We start from the raw sequence: 20,797 nt of genomic DNA, 5'->3' as shown, positions 1-20,797 counted from the left end.
CCTTCGACCTCGCCGCTCCGGTCAATCAGCCCGGTAACCGACTTGCCCACCATTACTCTAGTGCTAGAGTAATGGTATGTCCTCCGACGCCGACATCGTTCTCCTTTCGCTCCTTGCTGAGCAGCCGCGCCATGGTTACGACCTTGACCGGGTCATCGAGCAGCGCGGCTACCGCCAGTGGACCTCCTTGGCCTTCTCCTCCGTCTACTACCTCCTCAAGCGTCTGTCGGAGCGGGGGCTCCTCGAGCCCGACGAGGGATCTCAGGGGCGGCGCACCGTCTTCCGCGTGACCGAGGCTGGGCGCCGTGAGCTGAGACAGGCCGCCGGTGAACGTGTCCTCGCCCCGGCCCCGCCCAGTGCCGGCGTGCTCCCGGCGCTCAACGCCTATAGCCGGCTCGACGATCCTGCGCTCGCGGCCCTCCTCGCGCGTCGCGCCGAGGCGCTCCTCGGCAGGCTCGACGAGCTGCGCGCCCTGCGCACCCAGGTCGACGAGGAGCACGCCCTGGCCATCTTCGACTATGAGATCTTGCGCCAGGAAGCGGATCTCGCCTGGACCCGATCCCTCCTCAAGAAAGCAGACAGTGATGAGGACTGACATCAAGAAGGACCGCAAGGACCTGTACCTGCCGGGCAAGGCCGACTTCACGGAGGTGGACGTACCGGCCATGACCTACCTGGCCATTGACGGCCATGGCGACCCCAACGCCTCACCGGCCTACGCCACCGCGATCCAGGCGCTCTACGCGGGCGCCTACGCGATCCGCGCCGTGCTGAAGAAACGAACCGGCGATGACTTCGTCGTCGGCCCCCTGGAGGGACTGTGGACGAGCGCCGACAATGCGGCCTTCGTCGCCGGTGACAAGGGGGAGTGGGACTGGACCATGATGATCCCCCTGCCCGAGGCGGTCTCCTCGCAGGACATCGCCGAGGGGCTGGCGCAGGCGGCGCGCAAGAAGCCGGAGCTGCCCGTCTCCGCTCTCAAGGAGCTCTCCCTGAGCGAGGGCAGGTCGCTGCAGATCCTCCACGTGGGCACCTACGACGACGAGGCCCCCACCCTGGCGCGCCTGCACGACGAGATCATGCCGGGCCTCGGCCTCACCTGGAACGGGCCCCACCACGAGATCTACCTCAGCGACCCCAGGCGCGTGGCACCGGAGAGGATGAAAACCGTCCTGCGCCAGCCGGTGAGGCCCGTCGCGGAGGCCAGCGAGGCGGGCTAACCCTGCTGCGGGCCCACGGACAGAAGGTGGACGACCGCGCGTCCCTCCCGGTCGCACTCAGCCAGATCCACCAGGGCCGTCAGCCGCCAGTCGTGATCGCCGTCGGGGTCCTCCAGGACCTGCGTGGCCAGCCACACCTGCTTGCCGGAGGCCTCCAGGGCCTCGCGCAGGCGCTCACTGACCCCGGCGGCCGCCAGGGCCGTCTCATCGGGGGCCTCGTCGAGCGGCGCCAGTGAGATCGCCCGAGCCGAGGTGTCGGTGCCGATCCAGTCGTACTCGTCCCAGTAACGGCCCAGCACCTCGTCCCAGCGGTCCTCGCCCCAGCCGGAGGAGGCGTCCAGACGGCCCAGGGCCTCGACGTCGTCGCGCGCCATGAGCTCCACGCGCCGGAACATCTCCCGGCGCACCGCCACCCGGAAGGCGTGACGGTTGCGAGTGAAGGCCACCGTCCCGTCCTCGTCCGCGCCGAAGGCCCGCTCCACCCCGGATGAGTCGTCCGCGCCGGGACGGTCTCCCTCCAGCAGGCCGGCGGCCTCGCCGGCCTTGCCCGCCTGCGCCTGACCGAGCGCCTCCCACTCATCGAGCAGGGAGGAGTCGACGGCGCGCACGAGCGCCCCCAACCAGTCGATGAGCTCGACCACCTCAGGAGTGCGGTGCTCCTCGGGCACGACCTGGCGCAGCGCCCGGTAGGCGTCGGTCAGGTAGCGCAGCACCACGCCCTCGCTGCGGCCCAGCTCGTAGCGGGAGATGAGGTCGGAGAAGGTCATCGCGTTCTCCACCATCTCGCGCACCACCGACTTGGGCGCCAGCTCGTGCTCGGCGATCCACGGGTTGGCCTGCTTGTACATCTCCAGAGCAGGAGTGAGTAGCTCGGCCAGCGGCTGGGGCCAGGTGACCTCCTCCAGGGCGGCCATGCGCTCCTCGTAGTCCATCCCCTCGGCCTTCATCGCGGCGATCGCCTCACCGCGGGCGGCGCGCTGCTGGGCGTAGAGCAGCGGTCGCGGATCGTCCAGGGTGGCCTCGACGACGCTGACGACGTCGACCGTGTGCTCCGGGGCCTCCACGTTCAGCAGGTCCATGGCCGCCAGGGCGAAGGGCGCCAGAGGCTGGTTGAGGGCGAAGTCGGCCGGCAGGTCCACCGCCAGGCGCAACCGGGGGCGCCCATCGGCGGCGGCCTGGGCGCTGGAGACATGCGTGAGGACCCCCGCCGTGCGCAGGGACAAGTAGATCTCCAGGGCGCGTCGCACGTGGCGACGCCGCTGGGCCTCGGGCTCGTGGGCGCGCTCCAGCAGTTCCGCCATCGCCGCCACCGGGTCGCCGGCGCGCTCCATGAGGTTGAGCACCATGGTGGTGGTGACCTGGAACTGGCTGGTCAGTGTCTCCGGGGCCGCGTCGCGTAGCCGCTCGAAGGTCTTGTCCGTCCAGTTGACTCGCCCCTCGGGGGCCTTCTTGCGCACGATCTTGCGGCGCTTGCGCTCGTCGTCGCCGGCCTTGGCCAGCGCCTTGGCGTTCTCGATGACGTGCTCGGGGGCCTGGACGGAGACGTAGCCGCGGGTGTCGAAGCCGGCGCGCCCGGCTCTCCCGGCGATCTGGTGGAACTCGCGGGCGGTGAGGTGGCGCTCCTTGGAGCCGTCGAACTTCACCAGGGAGGTCATGACCACCGAGCGGATCGGCACATTGATCCCCACCCCGAGCGTGTCCGTGCCGCAGATGACGGACAGCAGGCCCTCGCGGGCCAGGCGCTCCACCAGCCGCCGGTAGCGCGGCAGCATGCCCGCATGGTGCACGCCGATCCCGGCGCGCAGCAGCCGCGAGAGCGTGGCCCCGAAACCTCCCCCGAAGCGGAAGTCGCCGAGCGCCTTCACGATCTCGGCCTTACGGGACTTGGACGCCAGATCCACGCTCAGCAGGGAGGTCGCCCGCTCCACCGCCTCCTTCTGGGAGAAGTGGACGACATAGACCGGCGCCTTGTCCTGCCCCACCAGGCGCTGAAGCAGCTCACCGATCGGCTCGACGACGTACTCCATCTCCAACGGAACCGGCCGCACGGCGTCGTCGACGACGGCGACCTCGCGGCCCGTGCGCTCGCGCAGGTCCCGCACGAAGAAGGAGACGTCGCCCAGTGTGGCCGACAGCAGCACCATCTGCGCCTGGGGCAGCTCCAGGAGGGGCACCTGCCAGGCCCAGCCGCGCTGCGGGTCGGCGTAGTAGTGGAACTCGTCCATGATGACGCAGTCCACGTCCATGTCCTCGCCCTCGCGCAGGGACTGGTTGGCCAGGATCTCCGCGGTGCAGCAGATGATCGGGGCGGCGGCGTTGATGGAGGTGTCCCCGGTGACCATGCCGACGTTATCGGCCCCGAACAGGCGCACCAGCTCGAAGAACTTCTCACTGACCAGGGCCTTGAGGGGGGCCGTGTAGTAGGAGCGGCCCCCGCGGGCCAGGGAGGCGGTGTGGGCGGCCAGCGCGATCATCGACTTGCCCGAGCCGGTCGGGGTGGCGGCGATGACGTGGCGGTCCTCCAGGATCTCCGACAGCGCCTCGTCCTGGTGCGGGTAGAGGGGACGGCCGGTCGTCTCCGCCCAGCTTGAGAAGGCCAGGTAGACCTCCTCGGGCTCGGGGACGCGCTCGGGATCGTCAGCCGGAATGAGGGCATCGAGCATCGCGTTCAGTGCAGGGGCCGTCATGGCGACATGCTCTCATGGAGGTGCCGCGATGGCGGGGCAAGACCCCAGGAGGCAGGCATACAGTGTGAGTGCCCCACACCGGCCGACCGTCGCCGCGCCGGCGTTCACGAACATACCAACAAGTGACATCCGGCTGCTCCCAGGAGGAGACTATGACGCGAACCGTGCCCACCTACCAGCGGACCTACCCCGTCTCACCGGACGGGAACCCGTTCGTCCACAACGACCTCGGCCTCTACACCCAGAACCACCCCGTGCCGCCGGCCGATATTGCCGATCGCAGGGCCTACCTCGTGGGCTCGGGCATCGGTGCCCTGCTGGCCGCGGCCTTCCTCATCCGTGACGGGCGCATGCCGGGGTGCAACATCACCGTCCTGGAGCAGCTCGCCGTCCCCGGAGGCTCATTCGACGGCGCCGGGGACACTGACAAGGGCTTCATTGCCCGCGGGGGCAGGGAGATGGGCCAGCACTTTGAGTGCTTCTGGGACATCATGCGTGAGATCCCGGCGCTGGAGATGCCCGAGCCCTACACCGTCCTCGACGAGTTCCGCACGGTTAACGAGAACGACCCCAACATCGACCCCTGCCGGGTGATCCACCACCGCGGGCGTCGTCGGGACACCTACAAGATGGGGCTGAACAAGAAGGGCCAGCGTGCAGTCATCAAGCTGCTGATGGCCAAGGAGGAGGCGACCTACGGCAAGACCATTGAGGACTGGTTCGACGCCGATTTCCTCGCCTCGAACTTCTACACGCTGTTCAAGACCATGTTCGCCTTCCAGCAGTATGAGTCCCTCACCGAGATGAAGCGGTACATGCACCGCTTCCTTCAGTACTTCCCCGGGTTCTCCGATCTGTCCTGCCTGCGCTTCTCCCGTTATAACCAGTTCGAGTCCTTCGTCCTGCCGCTGACCCGGTGGCTGAAGGACAAGGGCGTGGTCTTCCAGTACGACACCTGTGTCGACGACCTGGAGATGATCATCACCTCCGGGCGCAAGGTGGTCACCGGTATTCGTTTCCATCGAACCGACGGGCAGGAGGGAACCATCGACGTCGCCGAGAAGGATCTTGTCCTGGCCACCATCGGCTCGTGCACCGAGTCCACCGGCTACGGCGATATGGACACCGTTCCTCCCTTCCTCACCGACCAGCCCGGAGGCGCCTGGACACTGTGGCGTAACCTCGCGAAGAAGTCAGCGGTCTTCGGCCGCCCTGACGTGTTCTGCTCCGACCCCCACAAGACCGTGTGGGAATCCGCCTCCTTCAGCTTCATCGGCGCCGACCACCCCTTCCTGAAGAGGATCCATGAGCTCACCGGCAACGATCCCCTGTCGGGCCGCACGGTCACCGGAGGCATCATCACCGCGGAGGACTCAGGCTGGTGCCTGTCACTGACCATGAATCGTCAGCCCCAGTTCCGGGCTCAACCGAAGGACTGGGGCGTGGCCTGGGCCTACGGTCTCTATCCGCACGCCCTGGGAAACTGCGTGCGTAAGCCGATGATCGAGTGCACCGGTGAGGAGGTCCTGAAGGAGTACTGCTACCACTTCGGCCTGATCGGTCAGTTCGAGGAGATCAAGAGGCGCACCAAGGTTCGCCTGGCGACGATGCCCTACATCACCTCCTTCTTCATGCCTCGACGTGCTGGGGACAGGCCCGAGGTGATTCCGGATGGCTGTGTCAATCTCGGTCTTCTCGGGCAGTTCGTTGAGACGCCCGATGACTGCGTCTTCACAACCGAGGGATCGGCACGCACGGCGATGATGGCCGTCTACGGGCTGCTCGACCTCGACCGAGACGTTCCTCCGATCTGGCCCGCTCAGTATGACGTCCGTGCACTGCTGGCGGCTGCGAAAACGATGAATGACGGCAAGCTCCCCGGCGAGAAGGTCCTGAACCGGTTCCTGCGAGGCACGTACTACGAAGACATCCTTCCCTGATCGGGCCGGGCGGGGACGGCTCGGCAGGACGGCGGTCAAGGGCTCGCTGTGAAGGGGGCGCGGTCGGCCTGTGGCATGCTGGGCACCTACCGTCCGTCCAGTCTGCCGTAGGAAAACGATGGACCCTCGTGCCCGCATCGAGGCCTTCCTCGCCGGCTACGCCGCTGCCCATGCCGAGGTCAAGCCGCTCTTCGACAACAAGGAGAAGGGGACGTCACTTGCTGCTTTCGATGCCTGGAGGGAGAAGCTGCGTGAGATCGACGTCGCGCACAGGAATGGCGAGTTCTACCGCCAGTACGCCCTCAGCTTCGGTAGTTCTCCCGAGTTCAGCCCGGATGCCGTTGAGATCGAGAAGATCGAGGTCTACGGCAACATGGCGAGGGCGAGGCTCGCACGAGACTCCCGTGCCTATGGGGACCCCATGATCGAGATGATGCTGGTTCGCGTCGGCGACGACTGGCGGATCGATACCATTGACGACTACGACGAGGAGCCGAGCTCCCCACTGGTGGATAAGGACGTGCTCGAAGCCTGGAAGGCCGCCGCCGACAAGACGAGTCCCATGGAGGCCCAGCACAAGGAGGACATGCCCGACCCCGCGGCCGTGTTCTCCGCATCCTGGGCCTGCGAGGCGCTCAGCGAGGACTACGTCGAGGACTTCCTCAGCGACACCATGGAGTGGCGCGAGGAGGACGGGGATGAGAACGACCCGGAGACCTACGCCGCCGTACACGCCAGGGCCGTCGCCGAGGTGTACCGCAATGCTGAGGTTGGACCGGTCGAGATTCAGGAGATCGGTCAGTTCCCGCACGGCAGCTACCTGGCGGTGGGAGACCCCTTCGGAGAGATGTGCCTGTGCGCCCTCAGGATCGATCCCGGCGTGGCGCGGGCTCAGGCCCTGCTCACCACGCTGGGTGGCGAGCGGTGCGTGGCCGCGCTGCGCGTCATCCTCGCGGACCGCGAGCCGGTGCAGTGGAAACATGCGATCGTCGTGGAGAGGCCGGTGCGCTCCATGGACTTCTGCTCGTGGCATGAGCTGTCCACCAGGTCGGGCAACGGCACCATCGCCGACGCCGACGCCTACTTCGGCATGACCCACCGGCAGTACTCCAGGGTGGAGCGGCAGGTGGAACAGACCTTCCTCATGGATCCGGGGTCGGGGCCCATCGGAGCCTCGACCTCGGCCGGCCGGCATCCCGGCGCCGCTCAGGCCTACTGGGGCCTGGATGAGGACGGCCGGCCCGTCCAGCTGGTGCTCGACCACCAGGAGCTCTGGGCGCCCGCCGACCCGCCCGAGGCCCCGGCCGGGGCCTGAGCCGTGCGACGTCGGCCCGCGCCCGCATCCTGAGGAACGACCGCACTATGTCCCGGGCGGCGATTCATGAGAGCATGCGGGCCGTCCCCACCTGTCGCGACACCGTGAAAGGCTGAATCTCCCATGGATGCCCTCGCCGCTCAGCTCGAGGCCGTCTCGGACTGGATCACGCTCCACATCACCATGTGGGTGCTCGTCGGTACCGGGATCCTGCTGACCGTCCGCACCGGTTTCGTGCAGCTCCGCCGCCTGCCGGACATGTTCCGCCAGGTGGCCGGGTCGCGTTCCGGGGCTCAAGGAGGCATCTCCTCCTTCCAGGCCTTCACGATCTCCCTGGCCGCCCGCGTGGGCATCGGCAATGTCTTCGGAGTGGCCGCCGCCCTCATCCTGGGCGGCCCCGGTGCGATCTTCTGGATGTGGGTGGTCGCCCTGGTCGGGATGGCCACCGCCTTCTTCGAGGCGACCCTGGCCCAGATGTTCAAGGTCCGCCACACCGACGGCTCCTTCCGCGGCGGGCCCGCCTACTACATGGCGCGCGGGATGCGCAGCCGCTCCCTGGGTGTCGCCTTCGCGGGACTGACGATCTTCACCTGCGGCTTCTCCATCATCATGGTCCAGTCCAACGCCGTCGCCGGGGTTATCGGCCCTGACTCCCCGCTGCACCTGCCCCCGAGCGCCGCCGCCGCGGTGCTGGTGGGGCTGTCCGCCCTGGTCATCCTGGGGGGAGTGCGCCGGGTCGCCCGCGTCACCGAGTGGATGGCGCCCATCATGGCCCTGGTCTATGTGGTCATGGCCGTTGTCATCGTCGCCCTCCACATCACCCAGCTCCCGGGGATTATGGTCACGATCATCTCCTCGGCCTTTGGACCGGCGCCCTTCGCCGGAGGGATGACCGGCGGCATCATCGCCGCCCTGACCAACGGGACCCGCCGCGGCCTGTTCTCCAATGAGGCAGGACAGGGCACCGCCCCCTTCGCCGCCGCCACCGCCACCGTGGCCCACCCGGTTCAGCAGGGGCTCATTCAGTCCCTCGGCGTGTTCGTCGACACCATCATCGTGTGCACCGCGACCGCCTTCATCATCCTGGTCTCCGGCATCTACAGCCCCGCCCTCGTCCAGGCCGGCACGCTGACCCCCAAGGCCGCGGGCACCTTGACCTCCGACGCCGTCGCCGCCACCCTCGGCAACTGGACGGCCGTCCCCATGGCCATCGTCATCTTCGTCCTGGCCTTCTCCTCCATCATCGCCGCGGCCACCTACTCCGAGGTCTCCATGACCTTCATCTCCGAGCGGCCCGAGTGGCGCTGGCTGCCCCGGCTCGTCTCGGTGGTCTCCACCGGGCTGGGGGCGCTCGCCTCTCTGACCGTCGTATGGAACACCGTCGACATCACCATGGCCGTCATGACCCTGACCAACCTGGTCGCCCTCATCTGGCTCGCCCGCTGGGGAGTGGGGGCACTCAGGGACTGGGACGCACAGCGCGCGGCGGGACGAGTCGCGCCCCTGTTCAGCGGCGTGGGCAACCCCTACCTGCCCGGCGACCTCCCCGGTGACGTCTGGACCGGCGAGAGGACCCACCTGGCCGAGGCGGACAGCACCGCTGACGACGGCGTTCCCGCAGCCACCCCGGCCAGCAGCCAGCCCGCCGCCTCGACAGGAGCCGACGCATGAACCTCACCAGTATCGAGAACCTGCTTAACTCCGTCGACGACTTCTTCTACACCTATCTTCTGACCGCCCTGCTCATCCTGGCCGGCATCTACCTGACCGCACGTAGCCGTCTGGTTCAGCTGCGCCACTTCGGCACCATGATCAACTCGCTGTCCGGGTCCCGATCCGGTGCGCAGGGCGGTATCTCCTCCTTCCAGGCCTTCGCCGTAGGACTGGCCGCGCGCGTCGGCATCGGCAACATCGCCGGAGTCGCCCTGGCCATTGTGGCCGGCGGGCCCGGTGCCCTGCTCTGGATGTGGGTCGTCGCCCTCATCGGCATGGCCACCAGTTTCGTGGAGTCCACACTCGCCCAGATCTTCAAGGAGCGCGGCCGGGACTTCACCTTCCGCGGGGGCCCGGCCTACTACATCAAGAACGGTCTGGGCTCGCCCCTGTGGGGCAAGATCTTCGCCGCCATCTGCATCGTCTCAGTCGGCGTGACGGTGGTCATGGTGCAGACGAACTCACTGGCCCAGGTCATCACCGCCACCGTCCCCAGCGTCTCGGCCTGGATGGTCGGGGTCTTCCTCGTCCTGCTGACTGCCCCCGTGGTCCTGGGCGGGGTCCGGCTCGTGGCCCGCGTCGCGGAGTGGCTGGCCCCCATCATGGCGCTGGCCTATGTGCTCATGGCCTTGGTGGTCATCATCCTCAACATTGGCAGGCTCCCGGAGGTCCTGGGGAGCGTCTTCGAAGGGGCCTTCGGTCTCAACCAGGCCCTGTTCGGCACCGCCGGAGGAGTCCTCGCGGCGCTGCTCAACGGCGTGCGCCGCGGGCTGTTCTCCAACGAGGCCGGGCTCGGCACCGTCCCCAATGCCGCCGGCACCGCGACCGTCGCCCACCCTGTGCGACAGGGCCTCATCCAGTCCTTCGGCGTCTTCGTCGACACGATCCTCGTGTGCACGGCCACCGGCCTGCTCATCCTCCTGACCACCGAGACCTATCACCCCGGCGACGGCTCCCTGGTCGGAGCGATCCTCACCCAGCAGGCCGTTGCCGAGCACCTGGGTGCCTGGACCACCTGGCCCATGGTGGTGCTCATCTTCGTCCTGGTCTTCTCCACGGTGCTCGGCTGCTACTCCTACGCCCAGGTCAACGTCAACTTCCTGGGCGGAGAGCGCCGGTCCGAGCAGATCTTCGGGATCGTCCTGACCGCTGCGGCCTTCGGTGGCACCGTCCTGACCCTGCCCGTCGTCTGGGCCCTGTCCGACATCGCCCTGGGGCTCCTGGGCGTGCTCAACCTCGTCGTCATCATCCGGCTGGCCCCCTGGGTCATCGGAGCCCTGCGGGACTTCGAGTCCCAGCGTGCCCGGGGCATCACCGAGCCCGCCTTCGTGGGCCACGGCAACTCCCTCCTGCCCGGAGACGTGGTCCCCGGCATCTGGGAGCCCGACGACGTGGCGAAGCGGGGCTGATTCTCATGGCACCTCTGGGGCGCATCTCATGGATGGGCCAGGTCGATGCCGTCCTGGCCTCCGTCTCCGACATGCTCTACTCCTGGGGCCTCATGTGGCTCCTCATCGGGGCGGGCGTCTTCTTCACCGTCAGGACTCGGGGCGTCCAGGTGCGGCACACCGACGCGATCGCCGCCTCAGTGATCGGCTCCCGCGACGGCAGCCACGGCGGCATCACCTCCTTCCAGGCCTTCGCCGTCGGACTGGCCTGCCGGGTGGGGACCGGCAATATCGTCGGGGTCGCCTTGGCGCTCATCCTGGGCGGGCCCGGAGCCGTGCTGTGGATGTGGCTCGTGGCGATTCTTGGAACCGCCACCGCCTTCAGCGAGGCCACGCTCGCCCAGCTGTTCAAGGTGCGTCGCCCCGACGGCACCTTCCGCGGTGGTCCCGCCTACTACATCTCGCGAGGACTGGGGCTGCGGATCCTGGGCGGGGTGTTCGCCGTCGTCTTCCTCATCGCCAACGGCCTGGTCATGCCCATGGTGCAGGCCAACGCCATCACCGCCTCCCTGCAGGGGGCCGGAGGGCTCTCACCGAGTCTGGGAGCCGTCCTCGTCGTGGCCCTGACCGCGCCGGTCCTCCTGGGAGGCCTGCGCGCCATGGCCCGCGTGGCGGAGTACCTGGCCCCGTTCATGGCGCTGGCCTACCTGGTGCTGGTTCTGGCCATCCTCCTGACCCACCCCGTCCAGGCCCTCGAGGCGGTGCGCTCCATCATCGAGGGCGCCTTCGGCCTGCGCCAGGGGCTGGGCGGCCTGGCCGGCGGGGTGACCGCCGCGCTGCTCAACGGCGTGCGCCGCGGCCTGTTCTCCAATGAGGCGGGACTCGGAGGGGCCGCCTGCGCCGCGGGCTCGGCCACCGTGAGCCACCCCGTCCAGCAGGGATTCATCCAGGCCTTCGGGGTCGTGGTGGACACCCTGTTCGTCTGCACCGCGACGGCGCTGGCGATCCTGGTCGCCGGTGCGGACGTCCTCCAGCCCGGGGCGAGCGCCAAGGAGAGTGCGGGAACCCTGACCCAGGACGCCATCGCCCACCTCGTGGGGGAGTGGAGCCGCTGGCCCATGGCGCTGCTCGTCGTCGTCCTGGCCTACACCACCATCATCGGGGCCTTCTCCTACGCCCAGGTCTGCCTCGACTACCTCACCGATCGTCCCTGGGTCGCGCGTGCGCTGCAGATCGGCGCCGTCATCTGCGCCGGCATCGGCAGCGTGCAGCAGCTGACCACCGTGTGGACCCTCGCGGACGTGCTCCTGGGGCTGGGCGCCATCATCAACCTCGTGGCGCTGGTGCTCCTGAGCCGATGGGTCGTCGGAGCGCTCAGGGACTGGGAGGCCAGGCGGGGCACGTCAACGGCGGAGGGCGACAAGTCGGTCTTCCGCAGGGACTCCGAGTACCTTCCGGCGCCTCTGCCGGAAGGCGCCTGGGAGGGGGGCAGGTAACCGGTAGATGGGCGGTGTCGCGCACAACGCACCACGCGCCTCGCGCACGTGCGGCAGCGATGCCACAGGGCCGTCACCGAATCGAAACACTGTATCCGTAGCCTTCGCGAATACGGTGCCCTCCCTCCCGAAGGAGGGGGACGTGGGCAGGACGTGTATCCCGGACCGCTCCCGTGCTGGTTCGCGCGCCCGACGCCCACCTCGCCCGCGCCGTCGTCCCACCCCTACGGAGGATCTCACGTGCAACCGGTTCTGGCTTCCCTGACCAGTGCGGCATCCAGCGCAGGCAACAGCTGGACCGCATCCTTGGAGCGCTTCTTCAACGATGGCGCCAAGATCCTCGATGATGCCGCCGGGTACCTGTTCCTCTACCTGCTCGCCTGGCTGCTCGTGCTGGGGGGCCTGTACTTCACTGTGCGGACCGGATTCGTGCAGCTGCGGCTCTTCCCCTACATGGTGCGGGCCATCACCTCCTCCCGTGACAGCAAGGAGGGCGGGATCTCCTCCTTCCAGGCCTTCGCCGTCGGGCTGGCCTCCCGCGTGGGCACCGGCAACATCGTGGGTGTGGCCATCGCCATCACCATGGGTGGCCCCGGTGCCGTGTTCTGGATGTGGATCGTGGCGCTGGTGGGTATGGCCACCGGATTCATCGAGGCCACCCTCGCCCAGCTCTACAAGGTCACCCACCCCGACGGCACCTTCCGCGGCGGCCCGGCCTACTACATCCAGCGCGGCCTGGGCTCCAAGCCCGCCGCCAAGCTCTTCGCCGTCGTCATCACCTTCGTCTTCGGCTTCGCCTACGAGGCCACCCAGGCCAACACCATCGCCGCCACGATGGAGAGCACCTTCCACGTCGAGCCGTGGATGACTGCCGTTGCTCTGGTCGTCATCACCACGCCGATCATCTTCAAGGGCATCAAGTCGGTCGCTGCCGTCTCGGAGTGGCTCGTGCCGATCATGACGGTGGTCTACGCCCTCATCGCCGTGGCCATCCTGGTGCTGCACGTCACCGCGATCCCGGGAGCGATCTTCTCCATCTTCGAGGGCGCCTTCGGAGTCGACCAGGCCTTCGCCGGGACCGCCGGGGGATTCACCGCCGCACTTCTCAACGGCACCCGCCGAGGCCTGTTCTCCAACGAGGCCGGTGAGGGATCGGTCCCCAACATCGCAGCCACCGCCACCGTCCCCCACCCTGTCCAGCAGGGATTTGTGCAGTCCCTGGGCGTCTTCGTCGACACGATCGTGGTCTGCACTGTCACCGCCCTCATCGTCCTGCTCTCCGGGGTCTACGACCCGGTGGCCGCTCAATCCGCCCCAGAGGTTGCCAATGGCGCCGCCAACACCCTGACCTCGGCATCGGTCACCAACGTCCTCGGTGGCTGGGCGCAGTACCTCATGGCCGTCATCATCTTCGTCTTCGCCTACTCCTCGCTCCTGGGTAACTACACCTACGCACAGGTCAACATGGACTACCTCCAGGGCAAGCAGCACAAGCACTACGCCCTGCGGGCCATGATTATCGTGGCCACCGCCGTCGGTTCCCTGTCCACCCTCACCTTCGTGTGGAGCCTGTCCGACCTCGTCATGGGGGCCATGACCGTCATCAACATGGTCTCCATCCTCGCCCTGGGAGGCTGGGCCTTCGGGGCCCTGCGCGACTGGGAGGCCCAGCGCCGCGCCGTCGAGGCCGGTGAGAAGGACGAGATCCGCTTCATCGCCACCGACAACCCCTACCTGCCCGGCACGCTTCCCGGGGACATCTGGGCCGTTGACGGTGCCGCCCATGCCGCCATCACGGAGCGTCGCGCCGCGCTCGAGGAGGCCTCGGGCAGCTGAGCCCAACAGCGCTAGGCTGAGGCCCATGAAGATCGCGCGCTTCTCCACCGGTGACGAGCCCCGCTACGGCATCGTCCAGGGCCTGCCCGAGCATGAGGTCGCCTCGGGCGAGTCCGAGGGGCACCTCCTGGTCCTCAAGGGAGACCCCCTCTACTCCCTGCCCGAGGCCACCGGGGAGGTCGTCGAGCTGGGCGAGGTCCGGCTCCTGTCGCCGGTCATCCCGCGCTCCAAGGTTGTGGGGATCGGGAAGAACTACGGGGGCCACATCGCCGAGATGGGTGAGGACGAGCCGCCGCGCGAACCGGTGGTCTTCCTCAAGCCCAACACCTCCGTCATCGGACCGGACGCTCCCATCGTCCTGCCCGCCTGGAGCGAGGAGGTTCACTACGAGGCCGAACTCGCCGTCGTCATCAAGACCCTCGCCAAGGACGTCCCCGTGGAGCACGCCGACGACGTCATCCTGGGGTACACGGTCGCCAACGACGTCTCGGCCCGCGACCGCCAGCGCGCCGAGCCGCAGTGGGTGCGGGCCAAAGCCTTCGACACCTCCTGCCCCCTGGGGCCGTGGATCGAGGTCCCCGAGCCCGGCCGCGAGCCGCTCTTCTCACCCGGAGACGCGGTGGTGCGAGCCCGGGTCGACGGCCGCCTCGTCCAGGAGGGGTGCACCGCTGACATGATCCGCTCGATTCCCGAGCTGGTTGCTTACGTATCGACGATCTTCACTCTTCTTCCCGGTGACGTCATTCTCACCGGCACGCCGGCGGGAGTCGGCGAGATCCGAGCCGGTCAGCGCGTCGAGGTCGAGGTCGAGGGCATCGGCTCCTTCTCCAACCCGGTGGTTCGCCGCTGAGTCGACGCGGCTAGCCCCACGGAGCTTAAGTCCTTGTCCCGACGACGACGGGCGGGACTCCCGGGGCGTGTCCTGAGAATCCCGCCCATCGGCGAGTGCTGGTGCTGCTCCTCGGCTGTTGCTGCTCGGTCGTGGGGAGCCGAGGCAGGCTCAGGTGTCCTTGGGTGAGCCGCCTGAGCCCTTCTCGTCGCTCTTCTTGTCGTCGCTCTTGGAGTCCTTGCCCGCACCATCGCCGGATGCGCCCTCATCCATGTCGGCCGGGCCCGGGTCGGTGACGGTCGTGTCCTTCATGAGATCGTCAAGAACAGCGGTGGAGTACTTGTCCTTGGGACAGATGAGAGTCGCGGTGAGCATGGTCGGCCTCTTGATGGTCGAGAATGCCCTGATGAACTCAGTGGCTTGGTATTCCTTGCCGTCCTTGCCGGTGTAGGTCCAGTCCAGCCTCTTGGTCTCAATGGCGTTTCCAGAGGCGTCTTTGACGGAGGTCGAATCATCCTGTGCGGGTTTGAAGCTCACGTGGGTGACACCCTGAGAGAACTTCTGCTGCTCGTTCGCCGCGTGGGTATCTGTGTCCTCGCGGTCAGTGGAGAGCTGTCCGTTGAGGAGGTTCTGCGTCGTCACGAACTGGCAGCCGTCGTCGCTGACCAGCTCATTGACTCCTCCGGTATCGCGCTTCGTGTTGGTCCAGCCCGGTGCTGACACGATGATGTGCCAACCGGCTGCTCCTCCATTGACCTCCGTACCCTTCGTACTGCCGGAGTCGGAGGGCTTGTCCGAGGACTGCGACGAGCTCTTGCCTGATGAGGTGCTGGAGCGCGCGGGGCCGGACTCGTCCTGACATGCAGCGAGAACCGGGATCGCCAGGGCGAGACTGAGACCGGCGACAAGGGGAAGCCTGAGAGCCGATCGGCGGCGGCTGGTGGAACGTGCCGCGGGATGTGGGGACGGGGACATGAGGCCTCCAAGGAACGATGAGTCGGGAGTCTTCCCGAACGGATTGGAGATGTCATCACCTCTGGTGGGAGCCGCGAGAACTTCCTGGCGGCGACATCATGATCTCACGGGTGCCACGTTAATTCGCCTGTGTGCGCAGAGCGATGGGGCAAGTTCCCCATCCCTCGTAGTCGAGGTCGAATACTCCAGGTGAGGGACCCCCTCATAGTGTCCCCGTGTCCGATGATGAATTCGGGCAGCACATGATCGTCAGCACATGTTGACGCAAGAAAAGGAAGTCGTGACCATGAGGACACTGCCTGCTCGGCATAGTGCCGCAGGGGCCTCAGTGCTGGTCATGGCCGCTGGAACGTTCACGGTGCCGGCGGCGGCCAGCGTGGCCGGGGGACCCCGCCCGAGGGGCCCGACCTGTTCCCTGGGTGGCGTCAGAGGGGACTATCCTGGCCTCATCATGCCTGAACTCAGTGATCACTCATCCGCTTTCCGTCCTGAGCCCACCAGCGCCTCCGGTATCCCGGAGCAGGGCTCATCGTCCGTGCGCGTACGTTTCTGCCCCTCACCCACGGGAACCCCTCACGTGGGCATGGTGCGCACCTGCCTGTTCAACTGGGCTTACGCCCGCCACACCGGCGGAACCTTCGTCTTCAGGATCGAGGACACCGACGCCGCCCGTGACTCCGAGGAGTCCTTCGACGCCATCCTGGACTCCCTGACCTGGTTGGGCCTGGACTGGGACGAGGGCGTGGGTAAAGGGGGCCCTCATGAGCCCTACCGCCAGTCCCAGCGCATGGACCTGTACAAGGAGGTGGCCGCCGAGCTGCTGTCGGCGGGCTACCTGTACGAGTCCTTCTCCACCCCCGAGGAGATCGAGGCGCGCCACCGTGAGCGTGGCAAGGACCCCAAGCTCGGCTACGACGGCTTCGACCGTAATCTGACCCAGGAGCAGAAGGACGCCTTCCGCGCCGAGGGTCGCCTGCCCGTCCTGCGGATGCGGATGCCGGACGACGACATCACCTTCACCGACCTGGTCCGCGGCCCCATCACCTTCAAGGCCGGCAGCGTGCCGGACTACGTCGTCGTGCGCGCGGGCGGTGAGCCCCTCTACACCCTGGTCAACCCCGTTGACGACGCCGCGATGGGCATCACCCACGTTCTGCGCGGTGAGGACCTGCTGTCCTCCACCCCGCGGCAGGTGGTCCTCTACCGGGCCCTCATGGACATCGGTCGGGCTCAGGTCATTCCCGAGTTCGGGCACCTGCCTTACGTCATGGGGGAGGGCAACCGGAAGCTGTCCAAGCGGGACCCCCAGTCCAACCTCCTCATCCACCGCTACCGCGGCATGATCCCCGAGGGTCTCCTCAACTACCTGGCCCTCCTGGGGTGGTCACTGAGCGCGGACCGCGACGTCTTCTCAGCCGCAGAGATGATCGAGGCCTTCGACGTCCATGACGTCAACCCCAACCCGGCCCGCTTCGACCCCAAGAAGTGCGAGGCCATCAACGCCGAGCAGGTGCGTGCGCTGGGGGAGACCGACTTCCGGGACCGGCTGGTGCCCTACCTCGTCGACGCCTACCCCGACCCGACCGGTGAGACCGCTCAGGTGCCACTGGTCTCAGCGGAGGCCTTCGACAAGCTCACGGCGCGCGAGCAGGAGATCCTCAACGCGGCGGCCCCCCTTATTCAGACGCGGATCCAGCTGCTGCGAGAGAGCCGCGACATGCTCGGCTTCCTCTTCGTGTCCGACGACGATCTCGTCGTCGACGACAAGGCTCTGTCCAAGCTCAAGGCATCGGCCGGAGACGTGCTGGATGCGGGCATCAGCGCCCTGGAGGGGCTCAACCCTGAGCAGTGGGACAAGGATCATCTGGAGGAGGCCCTCAAGACCGCCATCGTCGAGGGGCGGGGCATGCCCGACGGCGAGGGGATCAAACCGCGTCTGGCTTACGGCCCGTTGCGTGTCGCGGTGACCGGGCGACAGGTCTCTCCGCCCCTGTTCGAGTCCATGGAGATCCTCGGACGCAGCTCCACCCTGGCCAGGCTGAAGGCTCTTCGGGCCCGGCTCGGGTGAGACTGCACGACGAACTGAGCCGGTGGGGCCGGGGCGCGGCGTTGAGCGTGTGCGTCCCGGCCCCACCGGCCAGTGAATGCGGAGCTGAGTACAGGACCGCACCAGCCGTCCCGCTCTTCTGTGGGCCGCGCCGGCCGATTACATGGCTCCAGCGTCGATTCCCTGGAGCCGGATGCCTCCCAGAATCGTGTGCCACTGATCCAGCCCGATGAGGGAGCCCTGGGGGCACAGCAGCATGACCTCGACAGCGAACCCCTTCTCTCCCACTCGCCTGTCGAAGCGATACCCATCCATGGGAGTGTTGGGGGCGTCCGAGAAGTTGACCGTCACGGAGAAGGTCTCCTCATAGCCCGGGAGGGTCCCGCTGTCGTCCCGGACGGCCTCCACCGGGTTCGGGCCCTGTGTCGTCTGATAACCGGAAAAGATCGTCTGCTGACTCTTGAGAGCCGCCTTGGACTGAATGTCGTCCCCGACTCCTCGGAGGCTGTAGTACCTCTCCTCGGCGCTCGTGGAAACATAGCCGAAGCAGGCGGGGTTGGCGTTAACCGTGTATCCGTCAATAGTCCCGTTAGGGCCGGCCGAGTCCTTCTTGATGCGCTCGTCGTCGTGCGTCCAGACCGACGAGTCCTCACTGGAAACCGTCACACTCGGTGCCGTCCATGTCGTTGCCGAGGGGGAGGGCGTCGACGCCGAGGCGGTTGGGCTCGGTGACTTGGACGGTGTGGGTGAGCTGGATTCGCTGGCCTCGGCACTGGCCTCGGCGGAGGCGTCTGCTGGCTCGACCTTCAGCTGTCCCTTGTGGGCCGGGCCGCAGGCGCTCAGCGCCAGACTGGCTGCGAGGCACATCCCCAGGGCCAGGCGACGAGCTCTGGAGGGGGTACGGGCGAGGAGCATCTGGTGGTGGTGCGGTGCTGGATGAGGCAATGCGGCTCTCCTGGTGGTGAGGAAGGAGGAAGGGTGGTGGTGTGGCTCGGTACTGGAACTCATCTATCCCATGACCCCAGCATCGAGTCCCGCCACTCGTGTCGAGGACAGGAACTGATGCCATGCATCGGTGGAGGCGAGCTCGTCGGTATGGTTTCGACGGGAGTCGGCCCTGAGGTCACCACGAAAGAGGTGTGGTTGGACATCGTCTGCCGTACCTTGATGGAAGAGATTGCGTTGTCTCCACCCCTTTTTCTTTCGCTGTCGATCGACGGATCTGCGTCGTAGAAAATAATGGCTGGACATCCTCCTGCGTCGAAGTCGTAGGCCTGGCCGATTTCTGTCGACGTCGTGACCGGTTGCTTGAGTATGTCGTCCTGCCGGAGCCACGTGCCGGCCCGGTCGTGGGAGATCGTGACGTTCGGGGCCGTCCGGGCGGTTGCGGAAGGTGTTGCCGACGGCGTCGAGGGCGGTGTTGTGGACGGCGCTGGTGAGCCGGAGGGGACGGTCTTGGTAGAGGCGCCGGTGGGTTCGACGCTCAGCTGTCCTTCGTGTGCGGGGCCGCAGGCGCCCAGGGGGAGGGCGGCGATCCGGGTCGGTCCAAGGGCGCGGAGGCGAGTGTTGCAGGGGCCGTGACCTAGGCGGTGACGGTGCCGCAGGTGGGTGGGCATATTGCCTCCCAGAAGGGTGGGGTGGGCAGGAACTAGATGGGAGTGTAGGGGATGCCTCTGGAGCTCCGCTTGGTTGTGAGCGCTCAGGAGGGGCTGCGGTGCTGGTTGCCAGGGTCCTGTGAGGCGGCGAGTGGGAGGATGGAGGGGGACGATCCCGAGACGTCCGTTGTGTGTCGGTCTTCACCTCCTAGCGATTTGATGGGCTGAGGGCGGGCGTGTAGATTACTGCCCGCTGCCTCGGACGTGATCCGTTCCGGGGTGAAGCCCCTTGGGGTATGGTGTAATTGGCAACACGACTGATTCTGGTTCAGTTATTCTAGGTTCGAGTCCTGGTACCCCAGCGGATCTCATGATCTGTGGCCCCCATCGTTTAGTGGCCTANNGAATCCGGCTGGGGGTACGAGGGTCCGGTTGCCGATTGCGGTATTCGGACTGTCATATGCCCCCATCGTTTAGTGGCCTAGGACACCGCCCTCTCACGGCGGCGGCGCCGGTTCGAATCCGGCTGGGGGTACGGATCAAGCAGTCCGATCAGGTCTGCTGGTTCACAACTCCATAGCATGCCCCCATCGTTTAGTGGCCTANNGAATCCGGCTGGGGGTACGAGGAACAGGCGCCCGCTCCACCGCACGGTGGAGCGGGCGCCTTGTGTACTCGCCCATCTGTTCGCCCCATGCCGCCGCGGTGAACCGCGCTCATGCCGGTGAGGGTTCCTCAGCCGTCCATCAGGCGGAGGCCAGCAGGTCGCTGCCCGTCGTGACGGTGAGCCCTCGCTCCAGCAGTGAGCGCAAGCCTCCTTCCAGGGCGGAGAACAGGCCCTCGGAGGGCTGCGTGCGCCCGTCGTGGCACAGCACCACCGATCCGGCGCCGGCAACGTCCTTGACAGCGTCGGCGGCCGCCGCCGATGGCGTGTGAACGCTCCACAGCAGCAGGTCCATCCTCTTGAGCGAGGCAACCATCATGGCCGGCGCGTCAACCCGGCCGTAGGGAGGCCGCCACAGGCGCGGAGATGGGGCGCCTGCCGCCACGATCGCCTCACACGTGCGGTCCACCGAGTCGCTCAGCTCGGAGAAGCTCACACCGTAGACATCCGTGTGCACCCAGTTATGGACCCCGACCTCGTGTCCTTCGGCGACCTGTCGCGCGATCAGCTCGGGGTGGGCCTGCACCGCGGAGCCCAGAACGAAGAAGGTGGCCCGCACGTGCAGCCTCGCCAGCATGTCGAGCACCCGTGGAGTCCAACGGGGGTCCGGCCCGTCGTCGAAGGTCAGCGCCAGCTTTCCGGACTTCCCGTCGGTCTGGAAGACCACTCGCGTACCGAGCGCGCTGCCGGGGCCCGCCGGGCGAGGGGCGGTTCTGGCGGTGGGGGAGAGGTGGGTCTCCCGCCAGTGAGTTGCTCCTGCGCCGGCGCCCGCGCCGAGCACGCCCGCCGTCGTTGCCAGGGCGGCTCTTCCCAGGAAGCCTCGCCGGCTCTCACGAGGAGCGGGACTCGGCTGTGACTCGGTTGACGAAGAGGGAGCGGTGTCCCTGGCTCCGTCATCCGGCAGGCTCGTGGTCGTCACCGGCATATCGTAGAGCGAACCCGGCAAGCCCCTGAAGTCGCCGTCGGAACGTTGCAGAACCACGACGGCGTCGAACTGCCTCGCGCCGTATCAATCGATATCCGAGACATCCTCGGTAGGATGCCCGCGTGACGAACTTTCCCGCGCTGAAGACCCCCGGCCCCCTCGCTGAT

Annotated in this window: 14 protein-coding genes and 2 tRNA genes; 12 read left to right on the top strand and 4 right to left on the bottom strand. The window is 67.4% G+C overall.

Going from position 1 to position 20,797, the window contains the following annotated elements; genetic code table 11:
• The first annotated feature begins 76 nt into the window (after positions 1-76).
• Both FK267_RS10635 and FK267_RS10630 read left to right on the top strand, forming a co-directional pair.
• A complete protein-coding gene (locus FK267_RS10635) occupies positions 77-595 on the top strand; it encodes a PadR family transcriptional regulator (protein ID WP_141407152.1) in 519 nt (172 codons plus the stop codon).
• Positions 585-1,220 (top strand): GyrI-like domain-containing protein, encoded by a 636-nt coding sequence (locus FK267_RS10630; RefSeq protein ID WP_141407151.1) that lies wholly within the window; start codon positions 585-587, stop codon positions 1,218-1,220. Before FK267_RS10635 ends, FK267_RS10630 begins: the two co-directional genes overlap by 11 nt.
• Here the strand turns inward: FK267_RS10630 and FK267_RS10625 are convergent.
• Entirely contained in the window at positions 1,217-3,907 is a 2,691-nt protein-coding gene (locus tag FK267_RS10625) for a DEAD/DEAH box helicase (RefSeq protein WP_141407150.1), read from the bottom strand. The two genes, FK267_RS10630 and FK267_RS10625, sit on opposite strands and share 4 nt — an antisense overlap.
• Positions 3,908-4,059: 152 nt before the next feature.
• Between FK267_RS10625 and FK267_RS10620 the strand changes: the two genes are divergently transcribed.
• From FK267_RS10620 to FK267_RS10590, 7 genes are all read left to right on the top strand, one after another.
• Complete coding sequence (locus FK267_RS10620) at positions 4,060-5,847, top strand: oleate hydratase (protein WP_070509951.1); 1,788 nt, start codon at positions 4,060-4,062, stop codon at positions 5,845-5,847.
• Positions 5,848-5,965: 118 nt separating this feature from the next.
• Entirely contained in the window at positions 5,966-7,162 is a 1,197-nt protein-coding gene (locus FK267_RS10615; protein WP_141407149.1) for a DUF4241 domain-containing protein, read from the top strand.
• A 123-nt stretch (positions 7,163-7,285) separates the two neighbouring features.
• On the top strand, positions 7,286-8,833 hold the full coding sequence (locus FK267_RS10610; RefSeq protein WP_141407148.1) for an alanine/glycine:cation symporter family protein: 1,548 nt from the start codon (positions 7,286-7,288) through the stop codon (positions 8,831-8,833).
• Entirely contained in the window at positions 8,830-10,284 is a 1,455-nt protein-coding gene (locus tag FK267_RS10605; protein WP_141407147.1) for an alanine/glycine:cation symporter family protein, read from the top strand. Before FK267_RS10610 ends, FK267_RS10605 begins: the two co-directional genes overlap by 4 nt.
• A gap of 5 nt (positions 10,285-10,289) precedes the next feature.
• Positions 10,290-11,759 (top strand): alanine/glycine:cation symporter family protein, encoded by a 1,470-nt coding sequence (locus tag FK267_RS10600; RefSeq protein WP_141407146.1) that lies wholly within the window; start codon positions 10,290-10,292, stop codon positions 11,757-11,759.
• A gap of 240 nt (positions 11,760-11,999) precedes the next feature.
• Complete coding sequence (locus FK267_RS10595; RefSeq protein WP_141407145.1) at positions 12,000-13,595, top strand: alanine/glycine:cation symporter family protein; 1,596 nt, start codon at positions 12,000-12,002, stop codon at positions 13,593-13,595.
• A gap of 25 nt (positions 13,596-13,620) precedes the next feature.
• Positions 13,621-14,445 (top strand): fumarylacetoacetate hydrolase family protein, encoded by an 825-nt coding sequence (locus FK267_RS10590; protein ID WP_070509962.1) that lies wholly within the window; start codon positions 13,621-13,623, stop codon positions 14,443-14,445.
• A gap of 150 nt (positions 14,446-14,595) precedes the next feature.
• Here FK267_RS10590 and FK267_RS10585 read toward each other — a convergent pair whose 3' ends face one another.
• On the bottom strand, positions 14,596-15,399 hold the full coding sequence (locus tag FK267_RS10585) for a hypothetical protein (protein WP_141407144.1): 804 nt from the start codon (positions 15,397-15,399) through the stop codon (positions 14,596-14,598).
• Between the two features lie 451 nt (positions 15,400-15,850).
• On the opposite strand from FK267_RS10585, the gene gltX reads away from it, so the two are divergent.
• On the top strand, positions 15,851-17,467 hold the full coding sequence (gene gltX / locus FK267_RS10580) for a glutamate--tRNA ligase (RefSeq protein WP_141407143.1): 1,617 nt from the start codon (positions 15,851-15,853) through the stop codon (positions 17,465-17,467).
• A gap of 138 nt (positions 17,468-17,605) precedes the next feature.
• Here the strand turns inward: gltX and FK267_RS10575 are convergent, their stop codons facing one another.
• Positions 17,606-18,391: a serine/arginine repetitive matrix protein 1 gene (locus FK267_RS10575; RefSeq protein WP_232211281.1), complete on the bottom strand. Its 786-nt coding sequence runs from the start codon at positions 18,389-18,391 to the stop codon at positions 17,606-17,608.
• Between the two features lie 940 nt (positions 18,392-19,331).
• On the opposite strand from FK267_RS10575, the gene FK267_RS10565 reads away from it, so the two are divergent.
• Positions 19,332-19,403, top strand: a tRNA-Gln gene (locus tag FK267_RS10565).
• 100 nt (positions 19,404-19,503) lie between these two features.
• Positions 19,504-19,576: transfer RNA gene (locus FK267_RS10560), tRNA-Glu, on the top strand.
• 211 nt (positions 19,577-19,787) lie between these two features.
• Here FK267_RS10560 and FK267_RS10555 read toward each other — a convergent pair.
• Positions 19,788-20,630, bottom strand: a complete 843-nt coding sequence (locus tag FK267_RS10555) for a polysaccharide deacetylase family protein (RefSeq protein ID WP_232622399.1) — start codon at positions 20,628-20,630, stop codon at positions 19,788-19,790.
• Positions 20,631-20,797 lie beyond the last annotated feature (167 nt).

The organism is Actinomyces oris (assembly GCF_006546825.1).
Taxonomy (GTDB): Bacteria; Actinomycetota; Actinomycetes; order Actinomycetales; family Actinomycetaceae; genus Actinomyces; species Actinomyces oris.
This window is presented reverse-complemented; position numbering and strand designations above follow the sequence as displayed.